At 65.8% G+C, this 23297-nt stretch carries 18 protein-coding genes and 1 tRNA gene; 18 read left to right on the top strand and 1 reads right to left on the bottom strand.

Annotation, left to right across the window (positions count from 1 at the left end):
* Nucleotides 1–20 precede the first annotated feature (20 nt).
* Entirely contained in the window at nucleotides 21–1490 is a 1470-nt protein-coding gene (locus ACTU6V_RS14390; RefSeq protein WP_443468833.1) for a helix-turn-helix domain-containing protein, read from the top strand.
* Nucleotides 1491–1570: 80 nt separating this feature from the next.
* Nucleotides 1571–3715, top strand: a complete 2145-nt coding sequence (locus tag ACTU6V_RS14385) for an FUSC family protein (RefSeq protein WP_443468834.1) — start codon at nucleotides 1571–1573, stop codon at nucleotides 3713–3715.
* Nucleotides 3716–3724: 9 nt separating this feature from the next.
* Here the strand turns inward: ACTU6V_RS14385 and ACTU6V_RS14380 are convergent, their stop codons facing one another.
* Complete coding sequence (locus tag ACTU6V_RS14380; protein WP_443475905.1) at nucleotides 3725–5212, bottom strand: PucR family transcriptional regulator; 1488 nt, start codon at nucleotides 5210–5212, stop codon at nucleotides 3725–3727.
* A 93-nt stretch (nucleotides 5213–5305) separates the two neighbouring features.
* Here ACTU6V_RS14380 and gabT point away from each other — a divergent pair, with 93 nt between their 5' ends.
* The 16 genes from gabT to rplA all read left to right on the top strand — a co-directional run bounded on the left by gabT (nucleotide 5306) and on the right by rplA (nucleotide 22900).
* The gene (gene gabT / locus ACTU6V_RS14375) at nucleotides 5306–6667 is read left to right on the top strand and encodes a 4-aminobutyrate--2-oxoglutarate transaminase (RefSeq protein ID WP_443468836.1); all 1362 of its coding nucleotides are present in this window, start codon (nucleotides 5306–5308) and stop codon (nucleotides 6665–6667) included.
* Between the two features lie 70 nt (nucleotides 6668–6737).
* Nucleotides 6738–8132, top strand: coding sequence for a flavin monoamine oxidase family protein (locus ACTU6V_RS14370; RefSeq protein ID WP_443468837.1), 1395 nt, complete (start codon nucleotides 6738–6740; stop codon nucleotides 8130–8132).
* Nucleotides 8129–9025 carry a universal stress protein gene (locus ACTU6V_RS14365; RefSeq protein WP_443468838.1) on the top strand — a complete coding sequence of 299 codons (897 nt, stop codon included), beginning with the start codon at nucleotides 8129–8131 and terminating at the stop codon, nucleotides 9023–9025. The genes ACTU6V_RS14370 and ACTU6V_RS14365 overlap by 4 nt, the downstream gene beginning before the upstream one ends.
* A complete protein-coding gene (locus tag ACTU6V_RS14360) occupies nucleotides 9022–10566 on the top strand; it encodes an APC family permease (protein WP_443468839.1) in 1545 nt (514 codons plus the stop codon). Before ACTU6V_RS14365 ends, ACTU6V_RS14360 begins: the two co-directional genes overlap by 4 nt.
* Before the next feature lie 31 nt (nucleotides 10567–10597).
* Complete coding sequence (locus tag ACTU6V_RS14355) at nucleotides 10598–12073, top strand: NAD-dependent succinate-semialdehyde dehydrogenase (RefSeq protein WP_443468840.1); 1476 nt, start codon at nucleotides 10598–10600, stop codon at nucleotides 12071–12073.
* A 30-nt stretch (nucleotides 12074–12103) separates the two neighbouring features.
* The gene (locus ACTU6V_RS14350) at nucleotides 12104–13468 is read left to right on the top strand and encodes an NAD-dependent succinate-semialdehyde dehydrogenase (protein ID WP_443475904.1); all 1365 of its coding nucleotides are present in this window, start codon (nucleotides 12104–12106) and stop codon (nucleotides 13466–13468) included.
* 45 nt (nucleotides 13469–13513) lie between these two features.
* On the top strand, nucleotides 13514–14221 hold the full coding sequence (locus tag ACTU6V_RS14345) for a FadR/GntR family transcriptional regulator (protein ID WP_443468842.1): 708 nt from the start codon (nucleotides 13514–13516) through the stop codon (nucleotides 14219–14221).
* 118 nt (nucleotides 14222–14339) lie between these two features.
* The gene (locus tag ACTU6V_RS14340; RefSeq protein WP_443475903.1) at nucleotides 14340–15740 is read left to right on the top strand and encodes a four-carbon acid sugar kinase family protein; all 1401 of its coding nucleotides are present in this window, start codon (nucleotides 14340–14342) and stop codon (nucleotides 15738–15740) included.
* Between the two features lie 18 nt (nucleotides 15741–15758).
* The gene (locus ACTU6V_RS14335) at nucleotides 15759–16649 is read left to right on the top strand and encodes an NAD(P)-dependent oxidoreductase (protein ID WP_443475902.1); all 891 of its coding nucleotides are present in this window, start codon (nucleotides 15759–15761) and stop codon (nucleotides 16647–16649) included.
* Nucleotides 16650–16706: 57 nt separating this feature from the next.
* Complete coding sequence (locus ACTU6V_RS14330; RefSeq protein ID WP_443468845.1) at nucleotides 16707–18128, top strand: GntP family transporter; 1422 nt, start codon at nucleotides 16707–16709, stop codon at nucleotides 18126–18128.
* A 150-nt stretch (nucleotides 18129–18278) separates the two neighbouring features.
* A complete protein-coding gene (poxB, locus tag ACTU6V_RS14325; protein ID WP_443468846.1) occupies nucleotides 18279–20003 on the top strand; it encodes a ubiquinone-dependent pyruvate dehydrogenase in 1725 nt (574 codons plus the stop codon).
* Nucleotides 20004–20142: 139 nt separating this feature from the next.
* A tRNA-Trp gene (locus ACTU6V_RS14320) sits at nucleotides 20143–20215 on the top strand.
* Between the two features lie 40 nt (nucleotides 20216–20255).
* The gene (gene secE, locus ACTU6V_RS14315; protein WP_443468865.1) at nucleotides 20256–20519 is read left to right on the top strand and encodes a preprotein translocase subunit SecE; all 264 of its coding nucleotides are present in this window, start codon (nucleotides 20256–20258) and stop codon (nucleotides 20517–20519) included.
* Nucleotides 20520–20564: 45 nt separating this feature from the next.
* Complete coding sequence (gene nusG, locus ACTU6V_RS14310) at nucleotides 20565–21581, top strand: transcription termination/antitermination protein NusG (protein ID WP_443468847.1); 1017 nt, start codon at nucleotides 20565–20567, stop codon at nucleotides 21579–21581.
* 189 nt (nucleotides 21582–21770) lie between these two features.
* Nucleotides 21771–22202, top strand: coding sequence for a 50S ribosomal protein L11 (gene rplK / locus ACTU6V_RS14305; protein ID WP_417508634.1), 432 nt, complete (start codon nucleotides 21771–21773; stop codon nucleotides 22200–22202).
* An 11-nt stretch (nucleotides 22203–22213) separates the two neighbouring features.
* The gene (rplA, locus tag ACTU6V_RS14300; protein ID WP_443468848.1) at nucleotides 22214–22900 is read left to right on the top strand and encodes a 50S ribosomal protein L1; all 687 of its coding nucleotides are present in this window, start codon (nucleotides 22214–22216) and stop codon (nucleotides 22898–22900) included.
* The last annotated feature ends 397 nt before the right edge of the window (nucleotides 22901–23297 follow it).

The following is a 23297-nucleotide window of genomic DNA, read 5'->3' as shown; positions in this document are numbered from 1 at the left end:
TTCGTGACAGAATCAGCCGCATGATGACCCTTCGACAGGCTCAGGGCCCGGAAATCACAGAAGACGCCGATGCTCTCACCATCGGGCGCCGCATCCGCCAGCTGCGCACTGCACGCGGGATGACGCTCGAGGATCTCGCCTCTGCCGTCGACCGCGCGCCCAGTCAGATGTCGATGATCGAGACGGGAAAGCGCGAGCCGAAGCTCACCCAGCTGCAGGCGATCGCACGCGCTCTCGGCGTCAGCCTCGACGCGGTGCTGGAGGGCGAGCCGCTCGACGAGCGCAGTGCCACCGAGATCGCTCTCGAGCGCGCGATGAAGGGGCAAACCTTCCAGGCGCTCGGCATCGATCCGTTCCGCATCTCGAAGACCGTGCCGACGGAGGCGCTCAAGGCTCTTCTCGCCCTGCATGAAGAGATCGAGCGGCTGGGGGACGAGCGCGCTGCCACTCCCGAAGAGGCCCGGCGTGCGAATGTCGAGCTGCGGCACCTGATGCGCGATCAGGACAACCACTTCGAGGATCTGGAGGTTCGCGCCGCTGAGATCCTCAGCGCGGTCGGGCACCCTGGCGGACCATTGACTCAACGCACAGCATCCGAGATCGCCGCATACCTCGGGTTCACCCTGCATTACGCGCCCGACCTGCCGCAGACCACGCGCAGCGTGGCCGACCTCGCCAACGGTCGGCTGTACCTGTCGAGCAGTGTTTCGGCGAAGGGCGACGCGCGCACCGCGGTGCTGCAAGCGCTCTCGAGTCGCATCCTCGGGCACGCCGAACCGCGCAGCTACGCCGAGTTCCTTCGTCAGCGGGTCGAGACGAACTACCTCACAGGCGCGCTACTGATCCCCGAGACGCACATCGTCCCGTCGCTGAAGGATGCGAAGCAGCGCAGAGCGATTTCGATCGAAGACCTGCGCGACACGTACTCGGTCTCATACGAGACCGCGGCGCACCGTTTCACCAACCTCGCCACGCGGCACCTCGACATTCCGGTGCACTTCCTGAAGGTGCACGAGTCGGGAACGATCACCAAGGCCTACGAGAACGACGACGTGAACTTCCCGACCGACCGGTTGGGTTCCATTGAGGGTCAGATGTGCTGCCGCCGGTGGACGAGCCGGGTCGTGTTCGACGAGGACGACCGCTTCAACCCGTACTACCAGTACACCGACACCGGGAACGGCACTTACTGGTGCACGGCACGGGTCGAGGCATCCAGCGAGGGCTTGCACTCGGTGAGCGTCGGCGTGCGCTTCGATGACACGAAGTGGTTCGTCGGCCGAGACACCGCGAACCGCGGTGTTTCGAAGCACTCCGTCGAGGTGTGCTGCCGCCGGGCTCCCGCCGACCTCGAGGAGCGTTGGCGCGAGCAGTCGTGGCCGAACGTGAAGACTCCGCGCACGCTGCTCGCGACCCTGCCGACCGGGTCTTTCCCCGGTGTCGACACCACGGACGTGTACGAGTTCCTCGAGGCGCACGCTCCGCGCTGACTCTGCAGCGCTCTCGCGGATGACGAGCGGGATGTTGGCTAGTCTGGGGGAGCCGCACGCACTAACCGGAGGATGATGAGATGACTGCTCGCTCGCGCCTCGCAGATGTCTTCGCCTCGCGTGATCCGGGCAGGGCGCGGCTCACCGTTGCGATCGGCGTCGCGGCGGGTGCGCTGGCCAGCGCCGCGGCCGGAATGGCGATCATCAAGGCACTCCATGCCGACAGCGGGCTCCTCGCGATGGCGATCTTCCTGTCGGTGATGGCGGGCAACATGGTCCATGACCGCTCCGCGGCGGGCAGAGCGGGAACGACAGCACTCATGCTGCCAGTACTCGGGCTCGTGATCGCTGCCGCGACACTGCTTTCGGCGTATCGCCCGGTGCTCATCGGCGTATTCATCGTGTTGACCGGGGCAGCGATCTGGGTCCGCCGGTTCGGTCCGCGGGCTGCGTCACTCGGCTCGCTCGGCTTCATGGGGTACTTCTTCACCCTCTTCATGAAACCGACGATCGACGCGCTTCCTGCGTTCCTCCTGATCGGCCTCACCGCTGTCGCCGCGCAGCTTGTGGTTCGACTGGTCCTGCTGCTGAAGAGACCGCGGGCAGAGATCGAGGTGCTGCTGCGAGAGCTGCGTGCTGCCTCTGCCGCTGCTCTGCGAACGGCATCGCGTGATGGCCACGGAAGTGCGCTGCGCATGAGCCTTGCGCGCCTCGATGAAGTCGGTCGGGCGATCGCCGCCTGGCAGCAGCACTTCCCGACCGACCGCTTTATCGCTTGCGACGAAGACACGCTTGCCGAGCGGGTGCTGGATGCTCGCGTCGACACCGAAGAGGCCTGTTACGAACTTGCCAGGCACGCCGCGCCTTCGAGCGCAGCATCCGCTCACGCGCCGCCTGTGACGCTCGCCCACCTCGAAGTGCTTCTCGACGACCACGCCTCCACCAGTCGCACCGCGGAAGCCACGGCCTGGGCCGAACAAGCGGTCACCCGTAGCGACCAGGGCGGTGACTTCGAGAACTATCTGGTGGCGCAGAGCACGCTCGCGCACGCGCGACTGCGTGCCATCAACCTCTCGCATGGGCTGGTGCATGACGGCCGCAGGGTGAACGACTCCGCCTCGCGCTCGCCGAAGGTTGCGGAAGAGCACCATCGCTCGATTCGCTGGCTCCCTTGGGGGCAGTGGCAGGCGAGCAGCCGCATGGCGGTGCAGGCGATGATCGCCGCATCCGTGGCGTCGGTCGTCGGTGAGGCAATCTCGGCCTCACGCTGGTACTGGGCCGTGATGACCGCATTCGTGATCTTCGTCGGTGCGACCACGCGCGGCGGCATCCTCACCCGAGCGTATCGACGGGTCGCCGGCACCGCGCTCGGCATCGTCGTCGGCATCGTTCCGGTGATACTCGCGGGGCACAATGACGTGATCCTGGTCAGCATCTGCGTGCTCAGTGTGTTCTGCATGCTGTACTTGGGGCCTTTGAACTACGTCTACTCGGCCTTCTCGATGACGGTTATGCTGGTCGCGCTCTACGGTCTGCTGGGAGTGCTGGACACCAGCATCCTCGAACTGCGTGTCGTCGAGACGGTCTCGGGAGCGGCTATCGGGGTGATCTGCGCGTACCTGATCGCGTCGACGAACTCCCGACCTGTGCTGGCGGCCACGGCGAAGGTGTATCTGGACGCGCTCGACGCGCTGCTGCAGTCGGTGTCGTCGGCGCTCGGTTCCCCGCAGCATTCGGCCGATGTGCTATCGAGACTGGATGCGCTCGAAGCAGCCCAGGCCGACGCTGATCGTGCGGTCTCCTCGATGACGGCCGCTTTCCGTCTGAGCAGATCGCAGCGAGAGACGACCGCCGTCCATCTCATGTACATCACCACTCGCTCCGCGGCCCGCCTCGTGCAGAGCACCGTGACAGTCGAGTCCGCCAGCGCCACAGACGTGCGCGCGGCGACACGTCAGGTCGTGGACGAGTCGATCGATGAGGTCAGAGGATCGATCGCCGAAGCGCGACACTCGCTGGGCGGGGCGGATGCGGGAGACCAGACGACGCGATCGGACGCAGTCCTGGCTCTTGACCGACTCCCCACCGGCGCGAGCCCCGCGGCGTCCGCCGCGATCATGGCGCTCGTGAGGATCGATTGGGCACTGCGACAGCTCGGTGACGATGACGCAGGAAGCGGGCGACGGTCACGCAAGAAGTCTCCTGTCGCGCTGCCGCCAAGCTGACGCGGCGGCTCAGGCCGTCTGCAGCGCGGCCCACAGCTCGGCGCGCGCGGGGAACGACGAGAGGTCCATCCCCAGCAGTCGGGAAGCGTCCGCGATGCGCGCTCGCAGCGTGTGGCGATGGATGCCCAGCGCCTCTGCGGCAGATTCGATCCTGGCGTCATGGGCCAGCCACGTGCGCAGCGAGTGTTCAAGATCGCGTCCGTCGGCATGCAGTGGCGCGAGGCGTGACTGAGCGACGAGTCTCGCCTCATCTGTGGCGAGTACGCCGAGGATGCTGGTCGCAATGGTGTCCGCGTAGTGCACCGCTGCGCTCTCCTCCTGTGAACGAGCCTGTGTCAGCGCGACACCCGCCTGCGTGTGCGCGCGCGAGAACGCCTCGTAGTCCTCTGGATCGGACACCCCGATGCGGATGCCGACGCTCGCCGCCAGCTCGTCGAACAGGCCGGCATCGTCAGCTGTCACGACCATGGTGAGGCCCAGATCCGAATCCGCGTCGAGGACCATGGTGCCGTGGCCGGCACGCTGCCGCTTCCACCACTGGTCGAGCGCGTCCGCCGACGCATCGGAGTCCGCAATCGCCACCACGATCGGTGCGGAGGGGATGGAGCCCAGCACATGTCGGGCCAGGGTCGGGTCGTCGAGAAGCAGCGACTCGAGCACGCTGGTCCGCAGTCGACGACGGGCTATGGTGAGCTGTTCGTTCTGCTCGACAGCGAGCCCGGCCATCGCGATCACCGAGGTGACGACCGTGCGCGACTGCGCATCCAGCGATGCCGTGCCGATGCCGATCAGACCGCGCAGATGCCCGGTGCGCCCGAGCGTGAACAGGGTGAATGATTCTGTGCCGAGCGTCAACGACTGTCCGGCTTCGGTGCCGCGGCTGAGGAGTTCGGTCGCGCGCGCAGTGAGCGCGTTGATCTCGTCGGCGCGCACCCCTTGTTGCGGATGCTCGTGAACGAGCACTCCCGATGCGTCGAACATGCCGACCCAGCGGTCGAGCCGGCGTGCGAGTTCTGTGAGTGCGGATTCGAGTCCGCGTGGGCGGAGGGCTGCGATCGCGAGCGCCCGATGGGTGTCCAGCGCCCAGGTCTGTCGTGCGTAGGTCTGCGCGGCGATCGCTTCGGCGTGGGCGCGCGCGATCGCGATGAACGGAGTGTCATAGGGCACCTCGAACAGGGGAATCCCCGCGTCGGCACAGGCCTCGATGAGACGCTCCGGCACGTCGCGCTGCTGCACTCCGGTGCCGAAGCCGAGCCCCACGATTCCGTGGGCAGCGAGCCGGGTGACGTACTCGGCGATGTCTTCTTCATTCCCGTCACGGAACTGGCTCCCGGTGGTGAGGAGGGCGAGATCGTCGGCCAGGAACGGGGTGGGGTCTGCGAGGTCGGAGGAGTGCACCCAGCGCAGAACGCGGTCCACTCCGTCGTCCTGCTCCGTGATGAGCCGAAGTCCGAGATCCCCGCGATTCAGCAACGCGCGCAGTGTCGGTTGGTCCACGGCATCCTCTGCTATACGCTCTGGCGAATTTTCTACCAGAATCATACAGTCCGGCGAGTGCAGGGTTGGTCTGCCGGGTCTACGCTCACGACTATGGCACTCCTTGATTCCGCACCTTCCGTCACGACTCTCGGTGGTCCCGACCTCCCGCAGGAGCGTCGCCTGGTCACCGATCTGCCTGGACCGCGATCCGCGGCCATCCTCGCGCGCAAAGCAGATGCTGTTCCTGCTGGTGTGGGCCACACCGTTCCCGTCGCAGCTGTGGCTGCCGGTGGCGGTGTCGTCGTGGATGCTGATGGCAACTCACTCATCGACCTCGGAAGCGGAATCGCCGTCACCACTGTCGGCAACGCGCACCCGAAGATCGCAGCCGCTGTCGCCGCGCAGGCCGCGCAGTTCACGCACACCTGCTTCATGATCTCTCCGTATGAGTCGTACATCGAAGTGGCCGAGGCGCTGAACCGGCTCACCCCTGGCGGCTTCGCGAAGAAGAGCGCACTGTTCAACTCGGGTGCTGAGGCCGTAGAGAACGCGATCAAGATCGCCCGCAAGCACACCGGACGCCAGGCCGTCGTCGCCTTCGATCACGGTTACCACGGCCGCACCAACCTCACCATGGCGCTGACGGCGAAGTCGATGCCGTACAAGAGCGGCTTCGGACCGTTCGCCCCCGAGGTCTACCGCGCGCCGATGTCATACCCGTTCCGTGACGGGCTCGCCGGTCCCGAGGCGGCAGCACGCGCGATCTCGCAGATCGAGAAGCAGATCGGCGCAGACAACCTCGCGGCCATCATCGTCGAGCCGATCCAGGGCGAAGGCGGGTTCATCGTTCCCGCAGAGGGCTTCCTCCCCGCACTCGTGGACTGGTGCCGCGAGAACGGTGTCGTGTTCATCGCCGATGAGGTCCAGACCGGGTTCGCGCGCACAGGGCACATGTTCGCCAGCGAGATCTTCGGCATCGAGCCCGACCTGATCACCACGGCGAAGGGGATTGCCGGAGGCCTCCCGCTCGCGGCCGTCACCGGCCGCGCAGAGATCATGGACGCTTCTCACGCAGGCGGACTCGGCGGCACCTACGGCGGCAACCCGATCGCGTGTGCCGCAGCGCTCGCCGCAATCGATGTGTTCGAGAACGATGGTGTCATCGAGCGCGCACAGCGGATCGGCGAGATCCTCGGTGGTCGCCTTCGCGAGCTGCAGGCATCGGATGCCCGCATCGGGGATGTGCGCGGACACGGCGCGATGATCGCCGCAGAGTTCGTCGATCCGGAGACCAACGCCCCGGATGCCGCGCTCACCGCGGCTGTCGCGAAGACGGCCATCGCCCAGGGCGTGATCGTGCTGACCTGCGGCACCTACGGCAATGTCATCCGATTCCTGCCGCCGCTGTCCATCGGCGACGATCTGCTCAACGAGGGAATCGACATCGTGGCCGCGGCTCTCGCCGGGGTCTGAGAACGTCCGGTCGCGGGCGGGTCGGGGGATTCCGATTCCGCGACCGGCACCTACAACAAGGGAGTTGCAGATGGCTGAGATCACACGGGACGTCGTCATCGTCGGAGCAGGAGCGGCGGGCCTGACCGCTGCGAACGACCTGCGCAGGGCGGGGCTCTCCGTTGCAGTGCTGGAAGCGCGTGACCGCGTCGGCGGCCGGCTGTGGACCGACGTCATCGACGGCGCCATGCTCGAGATCGGCGGGCAGTGGGTCTCGCCCGACCAGGACGCGCTGAAAGACATGATCGAGGAGCTCGGCCTTGAGACCTTCGATCGCTATCGCGATGGCGACAGCGTCTACGTCGGGCCCGATGGCGTCACCAAGCGCTTCACGGGCGAGATGTTCCCCGTCACAGCGGAGACCGAGAAGGTCATCGATGACATCACCGCGCAGCTCGACGCGATGGTCGCCGAGATCGACCCGGATCGTCCCTGGGCTCATGCCAAGGCGCAGGAATGGGACGAGATCTCCTGGGACGCGTGGCTGCGTGAACAGACCGACGATGACGAGGCAGTGCGCAACCTCGCCTTCGCCACCGGGTCTGCGATGCTCACCAAGCCGACCCACGCGTTCTCACTGCTGCAGTCGCTGCTGATGGCAGCATCCGCTGGTTCGTATTCGAATCTCGTCGACGCCGACTTCATCCTCGACAAGCGGGTGATCGGCGGACTCCAGCAGGTGCCGCTGCGGCTCGCCGAACGTCTCGGCGAAGACGTCGTGCTCGACCAGCCGGTTCGAACCCTGGAGTGGGACCCTTCAGGGACCGGCGGCGTCACCGTGACGACGGACGGGCTCACCGTCAGGGCGCGATTCGCGATCCTCGCGCACGCGCCGATCCTCTACAGCCGCATCTCGTTCGTCCCGCCGATGCCGCGTCGCCAGCACCAGCTGCATCAGCATCTATCGATGGGCTTCGTCATCAAGGTGCACGCCGTCTATGATCGGCCGTTCTGGCGCGAGCAGGGCCTGAGCGGCACGGCGTTCAGCCCGTACGAGCTCTCGCATGAGGCCTACGACAACACCAACCACGGCGATGAGCGCGGGACCCTGGTCGGTTTCGTCAGCGACCAGCACGCTGACGACCTGTTCACGCTGTCGGCCGAGGAGCGCAAGCAGCGCATCCTCGAGTCCCTCTCGCACTACTACGGGTCAGAGGCGCTGAACCCGGTCGTGTACTACGAGAGTGACTGGGGCAGTGAGGAGTGGACGCGCGGCGCTTATGCCGCCAGCTTCGACATGGGCGGCCTGCACCGCTATGGTGCCGACCTTCGAACTCCCGTCGGTCCGATCCACTTCGCCTGCAGCGACCTCGCCGGAGCGGGCTATCAGCACGTCGACGGCGCCATCCGCATGGGACACCTCGTCGCCTCGAACATCGTCGATGCGAGCCGGTCGGCCGGCGCATCCACAGGCGGTGTGCGATGAGCGGCACGATCGTCGTCGGGTACACCGCGACAGAGTCAGGGGCGGATGCCGCTGCCCTCGGCGCCCGCCTCGCGCGCAGTCTCGGCGCGCGCCTGCACCTGGTGATCGTGCTCCCCTCAGAGGGCACCCGCAGTGCGGCTGTTCCACCGGAGCGCGCCTATGAGGACGTGATCCGCGAACAGGGCAAGAAGTGGCTCTCCGACGCGATGGCCGAGATTCCGCAGGACCTCACTCGCAGCGGACACGTGCGCTTCGCGGAGTCATTCGCCGAAGGGCTCATCGCTGCCGGTGAAGAGTTCGGTGCCCGGCTCATCGTCGTCGGTGCCGCTGCTGGCGCTATCTTCGGCCGTCACCGGCTGGGCGGGGTGGCATCCGCTCTCCTGCACTCCTCGCCGATCCCCGTCGCGCTGGCACCTTCTGGAACGGCGAAGCAGGCGGAACTGTCCGTGCCTCGCATCACCGCGGCACTCGGCACCAGAACCGGCGCCGATGTGCTGCTCGACGAGGCGGTGGCGCTCGCCGCCGACAGCGCGAGCGCACTTCGTCTTGTGTCGCTCGTGCCTTTCGATGTGCCGCCAGGGCTCGATACCGGCGCGATCCGCGTCGTGGCAGGCGGACATGCCGATGAGGTGCTCGCCACTGCGGAGAAGACGCTCCCCGCTGGCATCACCGCCACGGTGGAGCAGGCACCAGGAGACACCGTCGAGGACGCGGTCTCGCACCTGTCCTGGCTTCCCGGCGAGGTCATCCTCGTCGGCTCGAGTCGGCTCGCCCAGCCGCGCCGACTCTTCCTCGGATCGACGGCGGCGAAGATGCTGCACGTGCTCCCCGTACCCATGATCGTCGTGCCACGCACCCGCACCGGTGCCCAGGTCGAAGGAGACCTCGCATGAGCGCCACGCCCCACACTGAAGAACCGGCACCTGTCACCGGCGGGCTATCGCAGAAAGGGCTGAGCGCCGGAACCGTCGGCCTCATCGGCGCCGTCGTCATCGGCATCTCGTGTATCGCTCCGGCATACACGCTCACCGCGGCCCTGGGCCCGACCGTCTCAGAGGTCGGCTTCCAAGTGCCGGCGATCATCCTCGTCGGCTTCATCCCGATGCTCTTGGTCGCCTTCGGCTATCGCGAACTCAACCGCAGCATGCCCGACTCGGGCACTTCGTTCACGTGGGCCGCCCGCGCCTTCGGCCCGTGGGTGGGATGGATGGCCGGGTGGGGCCTCATCGCGGCCACGATCCTCGTGCTCTCCAATCTCGCGGGCATCGCGGTGGAGTTCCTCTTTCTGCTGATCGACCAGATCGCCGGAAGCCCCGGCACGATCGCCGAACTGGCCTTCAACCCGTTCATCAACGTCGCGGTGTGTCTGCTGTTCATGCTCGGCGCCACCCTCGTCTCGTATCGCGATATGCAGACGACGCAGAAGCTGCAGTACTTCCTGGTCGGATTCCAGGTGCTGGTGCTGCTGGTCTTCTCGATCACGGCGTTCGTGCAGGTCGCCCAGGGCAATGCCTTCGACGCGAGCCCGATCGAGTTGAGCTGGTTCAACCCGTTCGCCGTCGGATCGGTCGGTGCGGTCGTGGCCGGTCTCTCGCTGTCGATCTTCATCTTCTGGGGGTGGGATGTCACGCTCACGATGAACGAGGAGACCAAGGACCCCGAGAGGACCCCGGGGCGAGCCGCGACCCTCACGGTGATCACGATCGTCGTCCTCTATCTGCTGCTGTCGATCTCGCTGCTGTCGTTCGCAGGGATCGGCACGGGGGAGCTGGGTCTGGGCAACGGAGACATCCAGGGCAACGTCTTCTTCTATCTGTCAGGGCCCATCCTCGGGCCGCTCGCGTTTCTCGTGTCCCTCGCCGTGCTCACCAGCTCGGCATCCTCTCTGCAATCGACGTTCGTCTCGCCCGCCCGAACGCTGCTGGCGATGGGGCACTACGGGGCGCTGCCTGGCAGCTTCGCCAAGGTGAGCCCGCGCTTCTTCACCCCTGGCTACGCGACGGTCGTGGCATCGATCGTGGCATCCGCCTTCTATGCGGTGATGCGCTTCATCAGCGAGGACGTGCTCTGGGACACCATCACCGCGCTCGGCATGATGATCTGCTTCTACTACGGCATCACCGCGTTCGCCTGCGTCTGGTACTTCCGCAAGCAGTGGTTCGATTCGGCGCGCACGTTCGTGTTCACCCTGCTGTTCCCGCTCGTCGGCGGCGTTATCCTGGCCGCACTGTTCGTGATGACTCTCGTCGACAGCATGAACCCCGACTACGGCAGCGGATCGAACATCGGTGGTGTCGGTCTGGTGTTCATCCTGGGCGTCACAGTGATCGTCCTCGGCGTCATCATCATGATCTGGCAGGCGGTACGACGCCCGGCGTTCTTCCGCGGCGAGACGCTTGCGATAGACGCTCCGGCCAGCCTGCGCCGCCGATAAACAGCTTCACCACCCACCGAAAGAGAGACCGATGACCATCGCACTCGCAGCGAACGAGACCGCACTGCTCGACAGCGTTCCGAAGGGACTGTTCATCGGGGGTGAATGGACCGACGCCGAAGGCGGACGCACCTTCGACGTGCGTGATCCCGCGACGAACGCGGTGATCGCCTCGATCGCCGATGCCTCGGCCGATGACGGCATCCGCGCTCTCGATGCCGCCGCTGCGGCGCAAGACGGGTGGGCGGCGACACCGGCGCGCACCCGCAGCGAGATCCTCCGCCGTGCCTTCGACCTCGTGCAGGAGCACAAGGAGGACCTCGCTCTGCTCATGACGCTCGAGATGGGCAAGCCCCTGGCTGAAGCCCGCGGCGAGGTCGTCTACGGCGGAGAGTTCCTGCGCTGGTTCAGCGAAGAAGCGGTGCGCATCTCGGGGCGGTACGGCACCAACCCTGAGGGCACCGGTCGCATGGTCGTCTCGCAGCGTCCAGTGGGGCCTTCGTTCTTCATCACGCCGTGGAACTTCCCGTTCGCGATGGCCACGCGCAAGATCGCTCCGGCGCTCGCCGCAGGCTGCACTGTCGTCATCAAGCCCCCGGCACTGACCCCGCTGACGACGATGTTCTTCACCAAGCTGCTCGAGGAGGCAGGGCTGCCAGCCGGTGTCGTCAACGTCGTGCAGACTTCTTCGTCGTCGAAGCTGTCTGCGCCGATCATCGCCGACCCCCGGCTGCGCAAGCTGTCCTTCACCGGTTCGACCGAGGTCGGACGCAAGCTCATCTCGCAGGCTGCAGAGGGAGTGCTGCGCGTATCGATGGAGCTCGGCGGAAACGCGCCGTTCGTCGTGTTCGATGACGCCGACCTCGATAAGGCTGTGGAGGGCGCGATGGCTGCGAAGTTCCGTAACATCGGTCAGGCGTGCACGGCAGCGAACCGGTTCATCGTGCACTCCGCGGTGGCGACCGACTTCGCCGACCGGGTCACCGAGCGCGTGAAGGCCATGAAGATCGGTCGCGGAACCGAAGACGGGGTTGCGATCGGCCCGCTCATCGATGCGGATGCTGTCGACAAAGCTGTCGAGCTCGTCAAGGATGCTGTCGACCGAGGCGCGAGTGTTCGCACCGGTGGCAGCGCGATCGACGGCGAGGGAACGTTCTTCGAGCCGACCGTCATCACCGACGTGGCGAAGGGAAGCGACATTCTCCGCGAGGAGATCTTCGGCCCGGTGCTCGCGATCGCGACCTTCGAGACCGAGGAAGAGGCCGTGCGCCTCGCGAACGACACCGAGTACGGTCTCGTCTCCTACGTGTTCACACAGGACCTCGCCCGCGGCCATCGGATGATCGACGCGCTGGAAACCGGCATGATGGGTCTGAACGTAGGGGTCGTGTCCAATGCGGCCGCCCCCTTCGGCGGCGTCAAGCAGTCTGGCGTCGGCCGCGAGGGCGGGTTCGAGGGCATCCATGAATACCTCTCCACGAAGTACACGCTGATCCCGAATGACTGATCGAAAGACCGCACGACTGAGAGGACGATCATGACCGACTACGCCGTCGTCAACCCGGCCACGGGCCAGACCCTCGCCGCCTACGACACGTTCGCCGACGCGCAGATCGAGGAAGCCATCGCCGCAGCAGATGCTGCGCACCGAGGCTGGTCGCGCGCATCTACGGTCGCCGAGCGGGCGGCGCTCCTGCGCCGTGCGGCAGAGCTGCATCGAGAGCGCCGGGAGGAACTCGCGGACATCTTCGTGCGCGAGATGGGCAAGCCTCGCGAGGCAGCGCTGGGCGAGGTCGACTTCGCCGCCGACATCGCCGAGTACTACGCCGACCAGGCGGAGGCCATCATGGCCGATCAGTCGATTGCGATCCTCGGCGACGGCACGGCGGTCATTCGTCGAGACTCGCTGGGTCCGCTCATCGGGATCATGCCGTGGAACTTCCCGGCTTACCAGATCGTCCGCTTCGCCGCCCCCAACCTCATCGTCGGCAACACGATTCTGCTGAAGCCCGCGCCGCAGTGCCCTGAGTCGTCGACGGCTCTCGCGCAGATCTATCTGGATGCCGGCTTCCCTGAGGGCGCGTACGTGAACATCCTCGCGACGAACGAGCAGATCGCAGGTCTCATCGCCGACCCGCGCGTGCAGGGTGTCTCACTGACCGGCTCCGAGCGAGCAGGGGCGGCAGTCGCCGAGGTCGCAGGGCGCAATCTGAAGAAGGTCGCGCTCGAGCTCGGCGGCTCGGACCCGTTCATCGTGCTGTCCACCGACGACCTGGACGCCACGGTACAGGCCGGCGTCGACGCACGCCTGGACAACAACGGTCAGGCCTGCAACGGCGCCAAGCGGTTCATCATCGTCGACGATCTGTACGACGCGTTCGTTTCGAAGTTCACCGCGGCCATGTCTGCTGTGACGGCAACTGACCCGATGCTGGATGACACTGTGCTCGGCCCGCTGGCGTCACAGGTTGCCGCGGAGCACCTGCAGGAGCAGATCGATCGGGCCGTATCGCAGGGTGCGACGCTGCTCACCGGTGGCAGTCATGACGGCGCGTTCTTCAAGCCGACGGTGCTGACAGATGTCACACCCGACATGGATGCCTATCGCGAAGAGCTGTTCGGCCCGGCTGCCGTCATCTACCGGGTGGCCGACGAGGACGCCGCGGTGGATCTCGCCAACGACACGCCCTTCGGTCTCGGCTCGTACCTGTTCACGACCGACGCCGAGCAGGCCGAGCGGGTCGCCGACCGGATCGAGGCGGGCATGGTCTACGTCAACCTCGTCCTCGCCGACAGCCCGGAGCTGCCCTTCGGCGGCGTCAAGCGCAGCGGTACTTCGCGCGAGCTGGGGCTGCTGGCAGCTGACGAGTTCGTCAACAAGAAGCTCATCCGCACGGCATAGGCGTCTGCGGCGGGTGCTGCATGCTCCGACCAGTACCGTGGAGCTATGAAGATCGAGCGCATCACCCGCACGCAGTCCGTCGTCGACGGGCTGCTCGATGAGATCATCGCCGGTCGTCTCGTCGCGGGGGAGACGCTTCCTGCTGAGGCCGATCTCGCGGAGCTTCTCGGCGTGTCCAGGCTCACCCTCCGCGAAGGGGTGCGCCTGCTGCAGGCGCAGGGTGTCATCGTCCCGGTTCCCGGCAGCAGGCACCGGGTCGCCCCGGTCGATGAGTGGACCGGCCTCGAAGCCGTGGTGCGGTACTCACGCAGCGGGGGAGCGCGCCGCCGTTCATCGCTCGAGCTGCTGGATATGCGCGTGATGTTCGAGACCGGAGCGGCTGAGCTCGCAGCGCCCCGCGCCACAGACGAGCACATCGCGCTGCTGGAAGAACTGCTCGAGAAGATGCATGCCGCTCACACGCACGGCGACGTGCCGGGGTTCGTCGACGCCGACCTCGCGTTCCACGATGTGATCTTCAGTGCCGCAGACAACCGGATCCTGGTCGCATCCGTTCGCCCGCTCACCACGATGCTGCAGGACTCGCGCAGCGAGACCAGTGCGGTGCTCGAGATCCGCGAACATGCGCTCGCTGAGCACGCTTTGGTGCTCGAGGCGATGCGCACCCGGTCAGCGGATGCCGCGCGCGAGGCGATGGCCAGCCACATGAAGCAGACGAGGGACGACCTTCTGCGCTACGTTCTGGGCGAGTGAGCGGCGCGATCGTCGCATGCTGATGCTTGCGTCGGGATGGATTTAGGCGTACGCTCGTTATCTGATATCGGATAACCCGTCCCGGTTTCACCTGATCCCTCTGAACGAAGGAGTTCCTGTGCACATCGACGCGCTTCTCGCCGGCATCCCGGCTCCGGTCGATATCGACGCTGCGGCGGTTCGCGCCTCACTCGATCCGCAGGGAGTCCTCGTCGTTCTGGACGACGACCCCACCGGCACGCAGTCCGTCGCGAATCTCCCTGTGCTCACTCGGTGGGAGAAAGCCGACCTCGCAGAGGCCTTCGCCACTGGTGCGCCGGCTATCTACGTGCTCACGAACACGCGCTCCCTCGATGAGCAGACCGCGGCAGAGCGCAACCGCGAGGTCGTCGCTGTCGCGCTTGCCGCGGCATCCGACGCCGATCGCCGTGTCACGTTCGTTTCGCGCGGAGACTCGACGCTGCGCGGACACTTCCCGCTCGAGACCGATGTGCTCTCCGCAGAGATCGTCGCGCACGGCGGCGCCGCCCCGCAGCTGACGCTGCTGGTGCCCGCGTTCCCGGATGCTGGCCGCATCACCGTCGACTCGGTGCACTACTGGGTCACCGACGGCGAGGCGACTCCGGTTGGTGAGACGCCGTTCGCGCAGGATGCCACGTTCGGGTTCGCCTCCTCCGATCTCCGTGATTGGGTCGCCGAGAAGACCGAGGGGCGGATCCCCGCCGCGGCGGTCGCTGCCCTCACGATCGACATCATCCGTGCCGGTGTGGAGGCGGTCACGGCGTTCCTGAGCGAGGTGCCGTCGGGATCCGTCATCGCCGTCGACGTCGTCGATGAGAGCGATATGCGTGTTGTCGCTCTCGCGCTGCACGGCCTGGAACGCGAAGTCCTGCTGCGGGTGGGGCCGCCCTACGTCCGTGCCCACATCGGTCAGGACATCGCCGAACCAGTCTCGTCAGCAGACATCCCGTTCGCGTACGACCGCGGAGGACTCGTCGTCGTCGGCAGCCATGTGCCGCTCACTACGGCTCAGCTCGAAGAGCTGCGCCGTCAACGTCCAGACACCGTCACCGTCGAGCTGGATGTTCGCCAGCTGATCGACGATCGTCGCGAGGCGCACCTGACCGAGCAGGCGCATGCGGTCGCCGATGCGCTCTCGTCAGGGTCGGTCATCGTGCACACCACGCGTGAGCTCGTCACCGGAGCCGACGGCGAGGAAAGCCTCGAGATCGCTCGACGGGTCTCCAGCGGCGTGGTCGACCTCGTTCGCCGGGTGCTCGCGATCGCCCCGCCACGCTTCGTCATCGCCAAGGGCGGAATCACCTCGAGCGATGTGGCCAGCGAAGCGCTTGAGATCCGCCGTGCGACCGTGCTCGGACCGATGCTCCCCGGCATCGTGTCGCTCTGGCAGCCGCAGACCGGCCCCGCCGTCGGCATCCCGTACATCGTCTTCGCCGGAAACGTCGGCGACACCGATTCGCTGGCCCGCGTCGTCGCGACGCTCGCCGACGCTCACTGAGATTCGAAAGGAACTGTCATGACTTCTGCTGTTGCCGTCATCGGCCTGGGAGCAATGGGCCTCCCGATGGCCACACGTCTTGCGGAGCGCTTCGAGGTGCGCGGCTTCGACATCGCCGAAGCTCGCGTCGCGCTCGCATCAGAGCAGGGCGTCACGCCCGCGGCATCCGCTGCCGAAGCGGTTGCTGACGCGCAGGCCGTGCTCGTCGCGGTCCGCACCGGCGCGCAGCTGAACGATCTGCTGTTCGGCGAGACGGGGCTGGCCCCACACCTCGCCGACGGCGCGGTTGTGATCCTCACCAGCACTGTCGGCACGGACGGCATCGGCGAGATCGCCGATCGCCTGGCAGGGCACGGCGCCCAGCTGGTAGATGCTCCGCTCTCCGGCGGTCCCGTCCGCGCAGGAGAGGGAGATCTGCTCATCGTCGTGGGTGCTGCGCCTTCGGCTCTCGAAGTCGCCCGTCCGGTTCTCGAGCAGCTCGCATCGACGCTGTCGATCGTGGGGGACAAACCCGGCGACGGGCAGGCGCTGAAGACGGTCAACCAGCTGCTGTGCGGTGTGCACATCGCTGCGGCCGCAGAAGCACTCGCGCTCGCTGACGCTCTGGGTCTTGACCGGGAGAAGACGCTCGAGGCTCTCACCGCGGGAGCGGCGAACTCCTTCATGCTCGGCAACCGTGGGCCGCGCTCACTGCAGGCCTACGACGAGGAAGGCGCCGAGGTGCTCAGCCGTCTGGACATCTTCGTCAAGGACCTCGGCATCGTCGGGAACGCTGCCCGTGCCGCGCACCTGTCCACGCCCGTCGCAGGTGCGGCCGAGCAGCTCTTCCTGCTCGGCGAAGCGCAGGGACTCGGGGCCCTGGATGACTCTGCGGTGATCCGCGTCATCGCCCCTGAGCGTCTGTCCTGATTCCCATTACCATGAGGGCGCACCCGCGCCCCTGAAACCGAAAGAACAGATCCAGAGATGCTCCCTCTTCCCGCGTTGATCGCGATCGGAGTCGCAGGGCTCGCGCTGCTGCTCCTGCTGATCATCCGATTCAAGATGCAGGCCTTCTACGCCCTCATCCTCGTGTCGATCCTCGTCGGCATTGCTGCCGGCCTGCCGATGACCACCATCCCGGCGAGCGGCGATACGCCGGAACAACTCGGCATCATCCAGGCGATCATCGCCGGTGTCGGCGGCACGCTCGGTTCCGTCGCCGTCCTCGTGGCTCTCGGCTCGATGCTCGGCAAGATCATCGAACTCTCCGGAGGGGCGGATGCGCTCGCCGGAAAGTTCACGAAGTGGCTCGGCCCGAAGCGGGTCGGCATCGCCCTGGTGATCGCCGCCGGCATCCTGGCCATTCCGGTCTTCTTCGATGCCGGATTCATCATCCTCGTGCCGATCATCTTCGCGTTCTCGAAGCTCGCGGGCCTGAGCCCGATCAAGTTCGGTCTCCCTGTCGCTGGCATCATGCTCGCGGTGCACGTGGCCGTCCCGCCGCACCCCGGAATCGTCGGCGGCGCCACGATCCTCGGCGCGGACATGGGCTGGGTGCTGATCTTCTCGCTGATCATCTCGATCCCGCTCGCCGCTCTCTCTTACTGGGTCGGCAAGCTCATCAACCGTCGCGAGTACGCGATGATCGAGGCGACGAAGGAGATGTTCGAGAGCTTCGGTACCGAGAAGACGTCGCTCAACGCCGGACTGGGCGAGGGCGAGAAGGCACCGAGCGCGTTCACGGTGCTCGGGCTCATCCTGCTGCCGCTCGTGCTCATCATGATCGGCACCACCGTCGCTCCGACTTTCGAAGCCGGAACGTTCTGGAACGGCTTCCTGTCGATGATCGGTCAGCCGATCTTCGCGCTCATGGTCGCGATCGCTGCGGCGATGTTCTTCCTCGGCGTCCGTCGCGGATGGTCGCCGGCCAAGCTCGGCGAGGTCATGGAGTCGGCACTGCCCTCGGCCGCGGTCATCATCCTCGTCACGGGTGCAGGTGGTGCCTTCGGGAAGATCCTCACCGAGACCGGCATCGGCGGTGCTGTCGCCGAGCTGATGGCGGGAAGCGGCATGCCGATTCTGCTGGCAGCGTTCCTCATCTCGCTCATCATGCGTGCAGCTCAGGGCTCGGCCACCGTCGCGATCACCACGACAGCCGGCCTGCTGCTGCCGACCGTGTCGGTGCTCGGACTCGACACGATCCACATCGCGCTGGTCGCGGTTGCGATCGGCTACGGTGCGCTTGGGCTCAGCCACGTGAACGACTCCGGCTTCTGGGTCGTCACGCGCTACCTCGGGCTCTCGGTCAAGGACGGGTTGCGCACGTGGACACCGCTGACCACCGTGCTGGGTGTCGCCGGGTTCCTCCTCACCTGGCTGACGTACGCAGTCATCCCGATGGGCTGACGAACACCTCTCCCAGAGAGCCCTCGGCGCCCGCGTGAGCGGATGCGGGGGCTCTCTGTTGGTCCCGCGGCGTTCCGGCAACAGATAGAGGCACGGGACGGCGTGCAGCTCTACTGACAACGCGCGCCTCCCGCCACTATGGTCGGAGCCATGGTCACTGTCGCAGAGAACCTCGTCCAGACTCTTCGTGCGAATCACATCGATCGGGTCTACGGCATTCCAGGAGATTCGCTCAACGGCTTCACCGATGCGCTCCGCAAAGACGGCACGATCCGGTGGCTGCACGTGCGCCACGAGGAGTCTGCGGCGTTCGCCGCAGCGGCGGATGCGGCGATCACGGGCGAGTTGGCGGTGGTCGCGGGTTCGTGCGGACCGGGCAACCTGCATCTGATCAATGGACTGTTTGACGCGCAGCGCTCGCGGGTGCCCGTGCTCGCGATCGCCGCGCACATCCCGACGAGCGAAATCGGCTCCGGCTACTTCCAGGAGACGCATCCGCAGGAGCTCTTCCGCGAGTGCAGTGTCTACGTCGAGTACGTCGCGGACCCCGTGCAGATGCCGAGGCTGTTGGAGATCGCGATGCGCGCGGCAATCGAAGAGCGCGGCGTCGCGGTACTCGTGATCCCTGGCGAGGTGGCTCTCGCCGAGGTGCCGGTGAACCGCGCCACAGTGATCGAACGGGCCAGGCCCTTCATCGTGCCCAGCGGTGCGGAGCTGGAGAAAGCAGCCGAACTGCTGAACGCGGCGAAGAAGGTGACCATTCTCGCCGGTGCCGGCACCGAGGGCGCTCACGATGAGGTGGTGGCACTCGCCGACCGCCTGGGCGCCCCGGTCGTGCATGCTTTGCGCGGCAAGGAGTTCATCGAGTACGACAATCCTTTCGACGTCGGGATGACCGGCCTTCTCGGATTCGCCTCGGGCTACCGTGCGATGGAAGACGCTGACACCCTCCTCGTGCTCGGCTCGGACTTCCCGTACACGCAGTTCTACCCCGATGGTGCTACGACGATCCAGGTCGACATTCGCGGCGCGCAGCTGGGTAAACGGCATCCGCTTGATCTCGGTCTCGTCGGCGATGTCAAAGCGACGGCAGAAGCACTGCTGCCGCGCGTGGCGCACAAGAGCGATCGTTCGCATCTCGACGACGCGGTCGCCCACTATCGCAGGACGCGGGCAAAACTCGATGAGCTCGCCGTGCCGTCGAAGGGGAACAACCCCATCCACCCGCAGTATCTCGCCAGGCTCCTCGACGAGCACGCGGCCGAGGACGCGGTCTTCACCGCGGACGTCGGTTCGCCCACAGTCTGGGCTGCGCGCTATCTGAGTATGAACGGCAGGCGCAGGCTCATCGGTTCGTTCACGCATGGTTCGATGGCGAACGCTCTCATGCACGGCATCGGAGCGCAGACGGCTCAGCCAGAGCGGCAGGTGGTCGCGCTCGCGGGGGATGGGGGGCTGGCGATGATGCTCGGCGAGCTCATCACTCTCACTCAGAACCGGCTGCCGGTCAAGACGATCGTGGTGAACAATTCCTCGCTCAATTTCGTCGAGCTCGAGATGAAGGCGGCGGGCTTTGTCACCTACGCCACAGATCTTGACAATCCGAACTTCGCCGCCGTTGCGGAAGCGTTGGGGATCTTCGCGCGTCGAGTGGAGCGCAGCGAAGACCTTTCGGATGCCGTCGCCGAAGTGCTCGCCCACGACGGCCCCGCGCTGCTGGACGTCGTCACCGAGCGTCAGGAACTCTCGATGCCGCCCGCCGTCACCGCGGAGCAGGTGAAGGGTTTCGCGCTCTACGCGATCCGCACCGTGATGTCTGGTCGTGGCGACGAACTGCTCGACCTGGCGAAGGCCAACTGGCGCCAGCTGTTCTGAGGTCGAGCAGAGACCGTCATCACAGTTCCGGTTCGCCGCGCCCCGCGGCATGCCGTACACTGGTCAGGCAGTTGTCTGCATTCTTTTCTCGTGCCTTCGGGTGCGGGGCAGAGGCAGATCCCGAGTCCGCAGGGGCTTTAGGGCGGTAGCTCAATTGGCAGAGCAGCGGTCTCCAAAACCGCAGGTTGCAGGTTCGATTCCTGTCCGCCCTGCGCGTCAGCGCCACGCTGACACACGAAAGGTACATTCATGATGGATCAGGACGAACCGCGCGGCGACATCGTCGCCGGTGGCGGCGCCGCCAGCGTGAAGCGACTCGGCTTCTTCGGCCGGATCGCACTGTTCTTCCGCCAGGTCATCGGCGAACTCCGCAAGGTCGTCACCCCGACTCGCAAGGAACTGTTCAAGTTCACCGCGGTCGTGCTGGTGTTCGTGGCCATCATGATGGCGATGGTCTACGGCCTGGACACCGCCTTCTCGTGGCTGACGGCCCAGGTCTTCGGGGTGCCGCAGTAAGCGTCGCTCCCGCGGTTCCGACCGCACTGATTGGAAAGAAATAACGTGTCTGAACGATATTCCGACGACGCCGACTGGGCGACCGCCGCGGAGCAGTCCAGCGAGGACGACGAGGCGCAAGAGGGCAACATCCTCGCCTCGGAAGAGAAGTCGTCTTCCGCTGCTGAGCATGAGGCGGTGCACATCGAAGGAGACGACGATGATGCCGATGATGAAGGCGCAGAAGACATCGAGATCAACGACCCGGAGGCTGACGCGATCGTGAACGACGCTCTGAACCTGGACGAGACCGCAGAGACCGAAGCCGCCGCTGAGGTGCTCACCGAGTCTGCCGCCGAAGACGTTGCGGAGGCCGACGCGGCCGCCGCAGAAGAAGTCACCCCCTACGAGGGTCCTGATGTGAACGGCGACGAGGATGAGTCGGCAGCTCCTGCAGAAGAAGACCCTTACGAGTCCTTCCGCATGGACCTGCGGATGCTCCCGGGCAAGTGGTACGTGATCCACTCCTACGCCGGTTTCGAGCGCAAGGTGAAGGCCAACATCGAGCAGCGCAAGTCGACGCTCGAGGTCGAGGACGACATCTACCAGGTCGAGGTCCCGATGGAGGACGTCGTCGAGATCAAGAACGGCCAGCGAAAGATGGTCACTCGCGTGCGCATCCCGGGCTACGTGCTCGTCCGCATGGAACTCAACGAGGACACCTGGTCGGTCGTTCGTCACACCCCTGGCGTCACCGGCTTCGTGGGCAACGCTCACAACCCGACGCCATTGCGCTTCGAAGAGGCCTTCAACATGCTGAAGGCGCTCGTCGAGGTCAAGGACATTCCGACCGCGAAGAACGTTCAGTCCAAGGGAGGCGTGGCTGTCGCCCGCTCGATCCCTGCGGAGATCGACTTCGAGGTCGGCGAGACCATCACGATCAAGGAAGGCTCGTTCGCGGGCCTGCCCGGTTCGATCAGTGAGATCAAGCCCGAGAGCGGCAAGCTCACCGTGCTCGTCTCGCTGTTCGAGCGTGAGACCCCGGTCGAGCTGTCGTTCGAGCAGGTCACCAAGATGCTCTGATCCGCACTCGCGGAGAACGCCCCGTCGGCCTGTGCCGGCGGGGCGTTTCGCATCGGGTACACTTGGATGGTTTGTGCGCCTGGTTCCTGAGCTTGTCGAAGGACGCGCGCAGAACACACCACATTCCGGAGATGCCGGTGTGTGGGAGAGCGGGAGCGTCATGCGTCCGCTCGATGAAAGGAAAAGGAAATGGCACCTAAGAAGAAGGTGACCGGCCTGATCAAGCTCCAGATCAACGCCGGCGCAGCCAACCCCGCGCCGCCGATCGGTCCCGCGCTCGGTCAGCACGGCGTGAACATCATGGAGTTCTGCAAGGCGTACAACGCCGCGACCGAGTCGCAGCGCGGCAACGTCGTTCCGGTCGAGATCACCGTCTACGAAGACCGCAGCTTCACGTTCATCCTGAAGACTCCGCCGGCTGCGGAGCTCATCAAGAAGGCTGCTGGCGTGCAGAAGGCTTCCGCCACGCCGCACACCGTCAAGGTCGGAAAGATCACGAAGGATCAGGTCCGCCAGATCGCTGAGACCAAGCAGGCTGACCTGAACGCAAACGACATCGAGGCTGCCTCGAAGATCATCGCCGGCACCGCCCGTTCCATGGGCATCACGGTCGAGGGCTGAGGGGAATAATCATGGCAAAGTCCAAGGCTTACAAGGCTGCCGCCGAGAAGATCGAGGCAGACCGTTTCTACACTCCGACCGAGGCAGTCGCTCTCGCGAAGGAGACCGGTTCGGCGAAGTTCAACTCGACCGTCGAGGTCGCGCTGAAGCTCGCTGTCGACCCGCGCAAGGCGGACCAGATGGTGCGCGGCACCGTCATCCTGCCGCACGGTACCGGTAAGACCGCTCGCGTCATCGTGTTCGCGACGGGCCCGGCAGCGGAGGCTGCAATCGCAGCTGGTGCTGATGAGGTCGGCGGTGCCGAACTCATCGAAAAGGTCGGCGCAGGCTGGACCGACTTCGACTCGGCAGTGTCGACCCCTGAGCTCATGGGCCAGGTCGGTCGCCTCGGAAAGGTCCTCGGACCCCGTGGCCTCATGCCGAACCCGAAGACCGGCACCGTGACTCCGAACCCGGCCAAGGCCGTTGAGGAGATCAAGGGCGGAAAGATCGAGTTCCGCGTCGACAAGCACGCCAACGTGCATTTCGTCGTTGGCAAGGCGTCCTTCACCGCAGAGCAGCTCGATGAGAACATCGGTACTGCTCTCGAGGAGATCGTTCGCCTCAAGCCGTCGAGCGCAAAGGGACGCTACATCCAGAAGGGTGTCGTCTCGACGACCTTCGGCCCCGGCATCCCGCTGGACGTCAACAGCATCTGAGTCGCGTAACCCGCACTCTGAGTGTGTGAAGAGGGTCCCTGTCTATCCGGCAGGGGCCCTCTTCGCGTATCTGGTGGAGGTCGAGCCGGCCTGTGAAGCAGCGCGACACGCCAGGGATTCCGCCCCGATTTGCCGAAGGTCTGGATCCCGCGTAAGTTATTACTTGTTCGCCCCACAGGGAAGCGGAAAGGCCGGAAGGCCTCACCCCCCTCAAGCGGAGAAACACCTCCCGAGTCCTTCACTTGAAGGCCTGGTCGTTTACGACTAGGATGGGAGATCCCACCTCTTCTGCGGTTCATCTGGACTGCGTAGCGGATCACTGATCCGGTCAGCGCGTCGATTTGACAAGCTGAACGAGGCGGGTAAGATTGAGAAGTTGCCCTGCGGGCCTGGTTGT

Origin of the sequence: Microbacterium zouquanmingi (genome assembly GCF_052266675.1) — a bacterium.
Lineage (GTDB): Bacteria > Actinomycetota > Actinomycetes > Actinomycetales > Microbacteriaceae > Microbacterium.
Note: the sequence above shows the minus strand (reverse complement) of the source record. Positions and strands in the feature narration are given on the sequence as shown.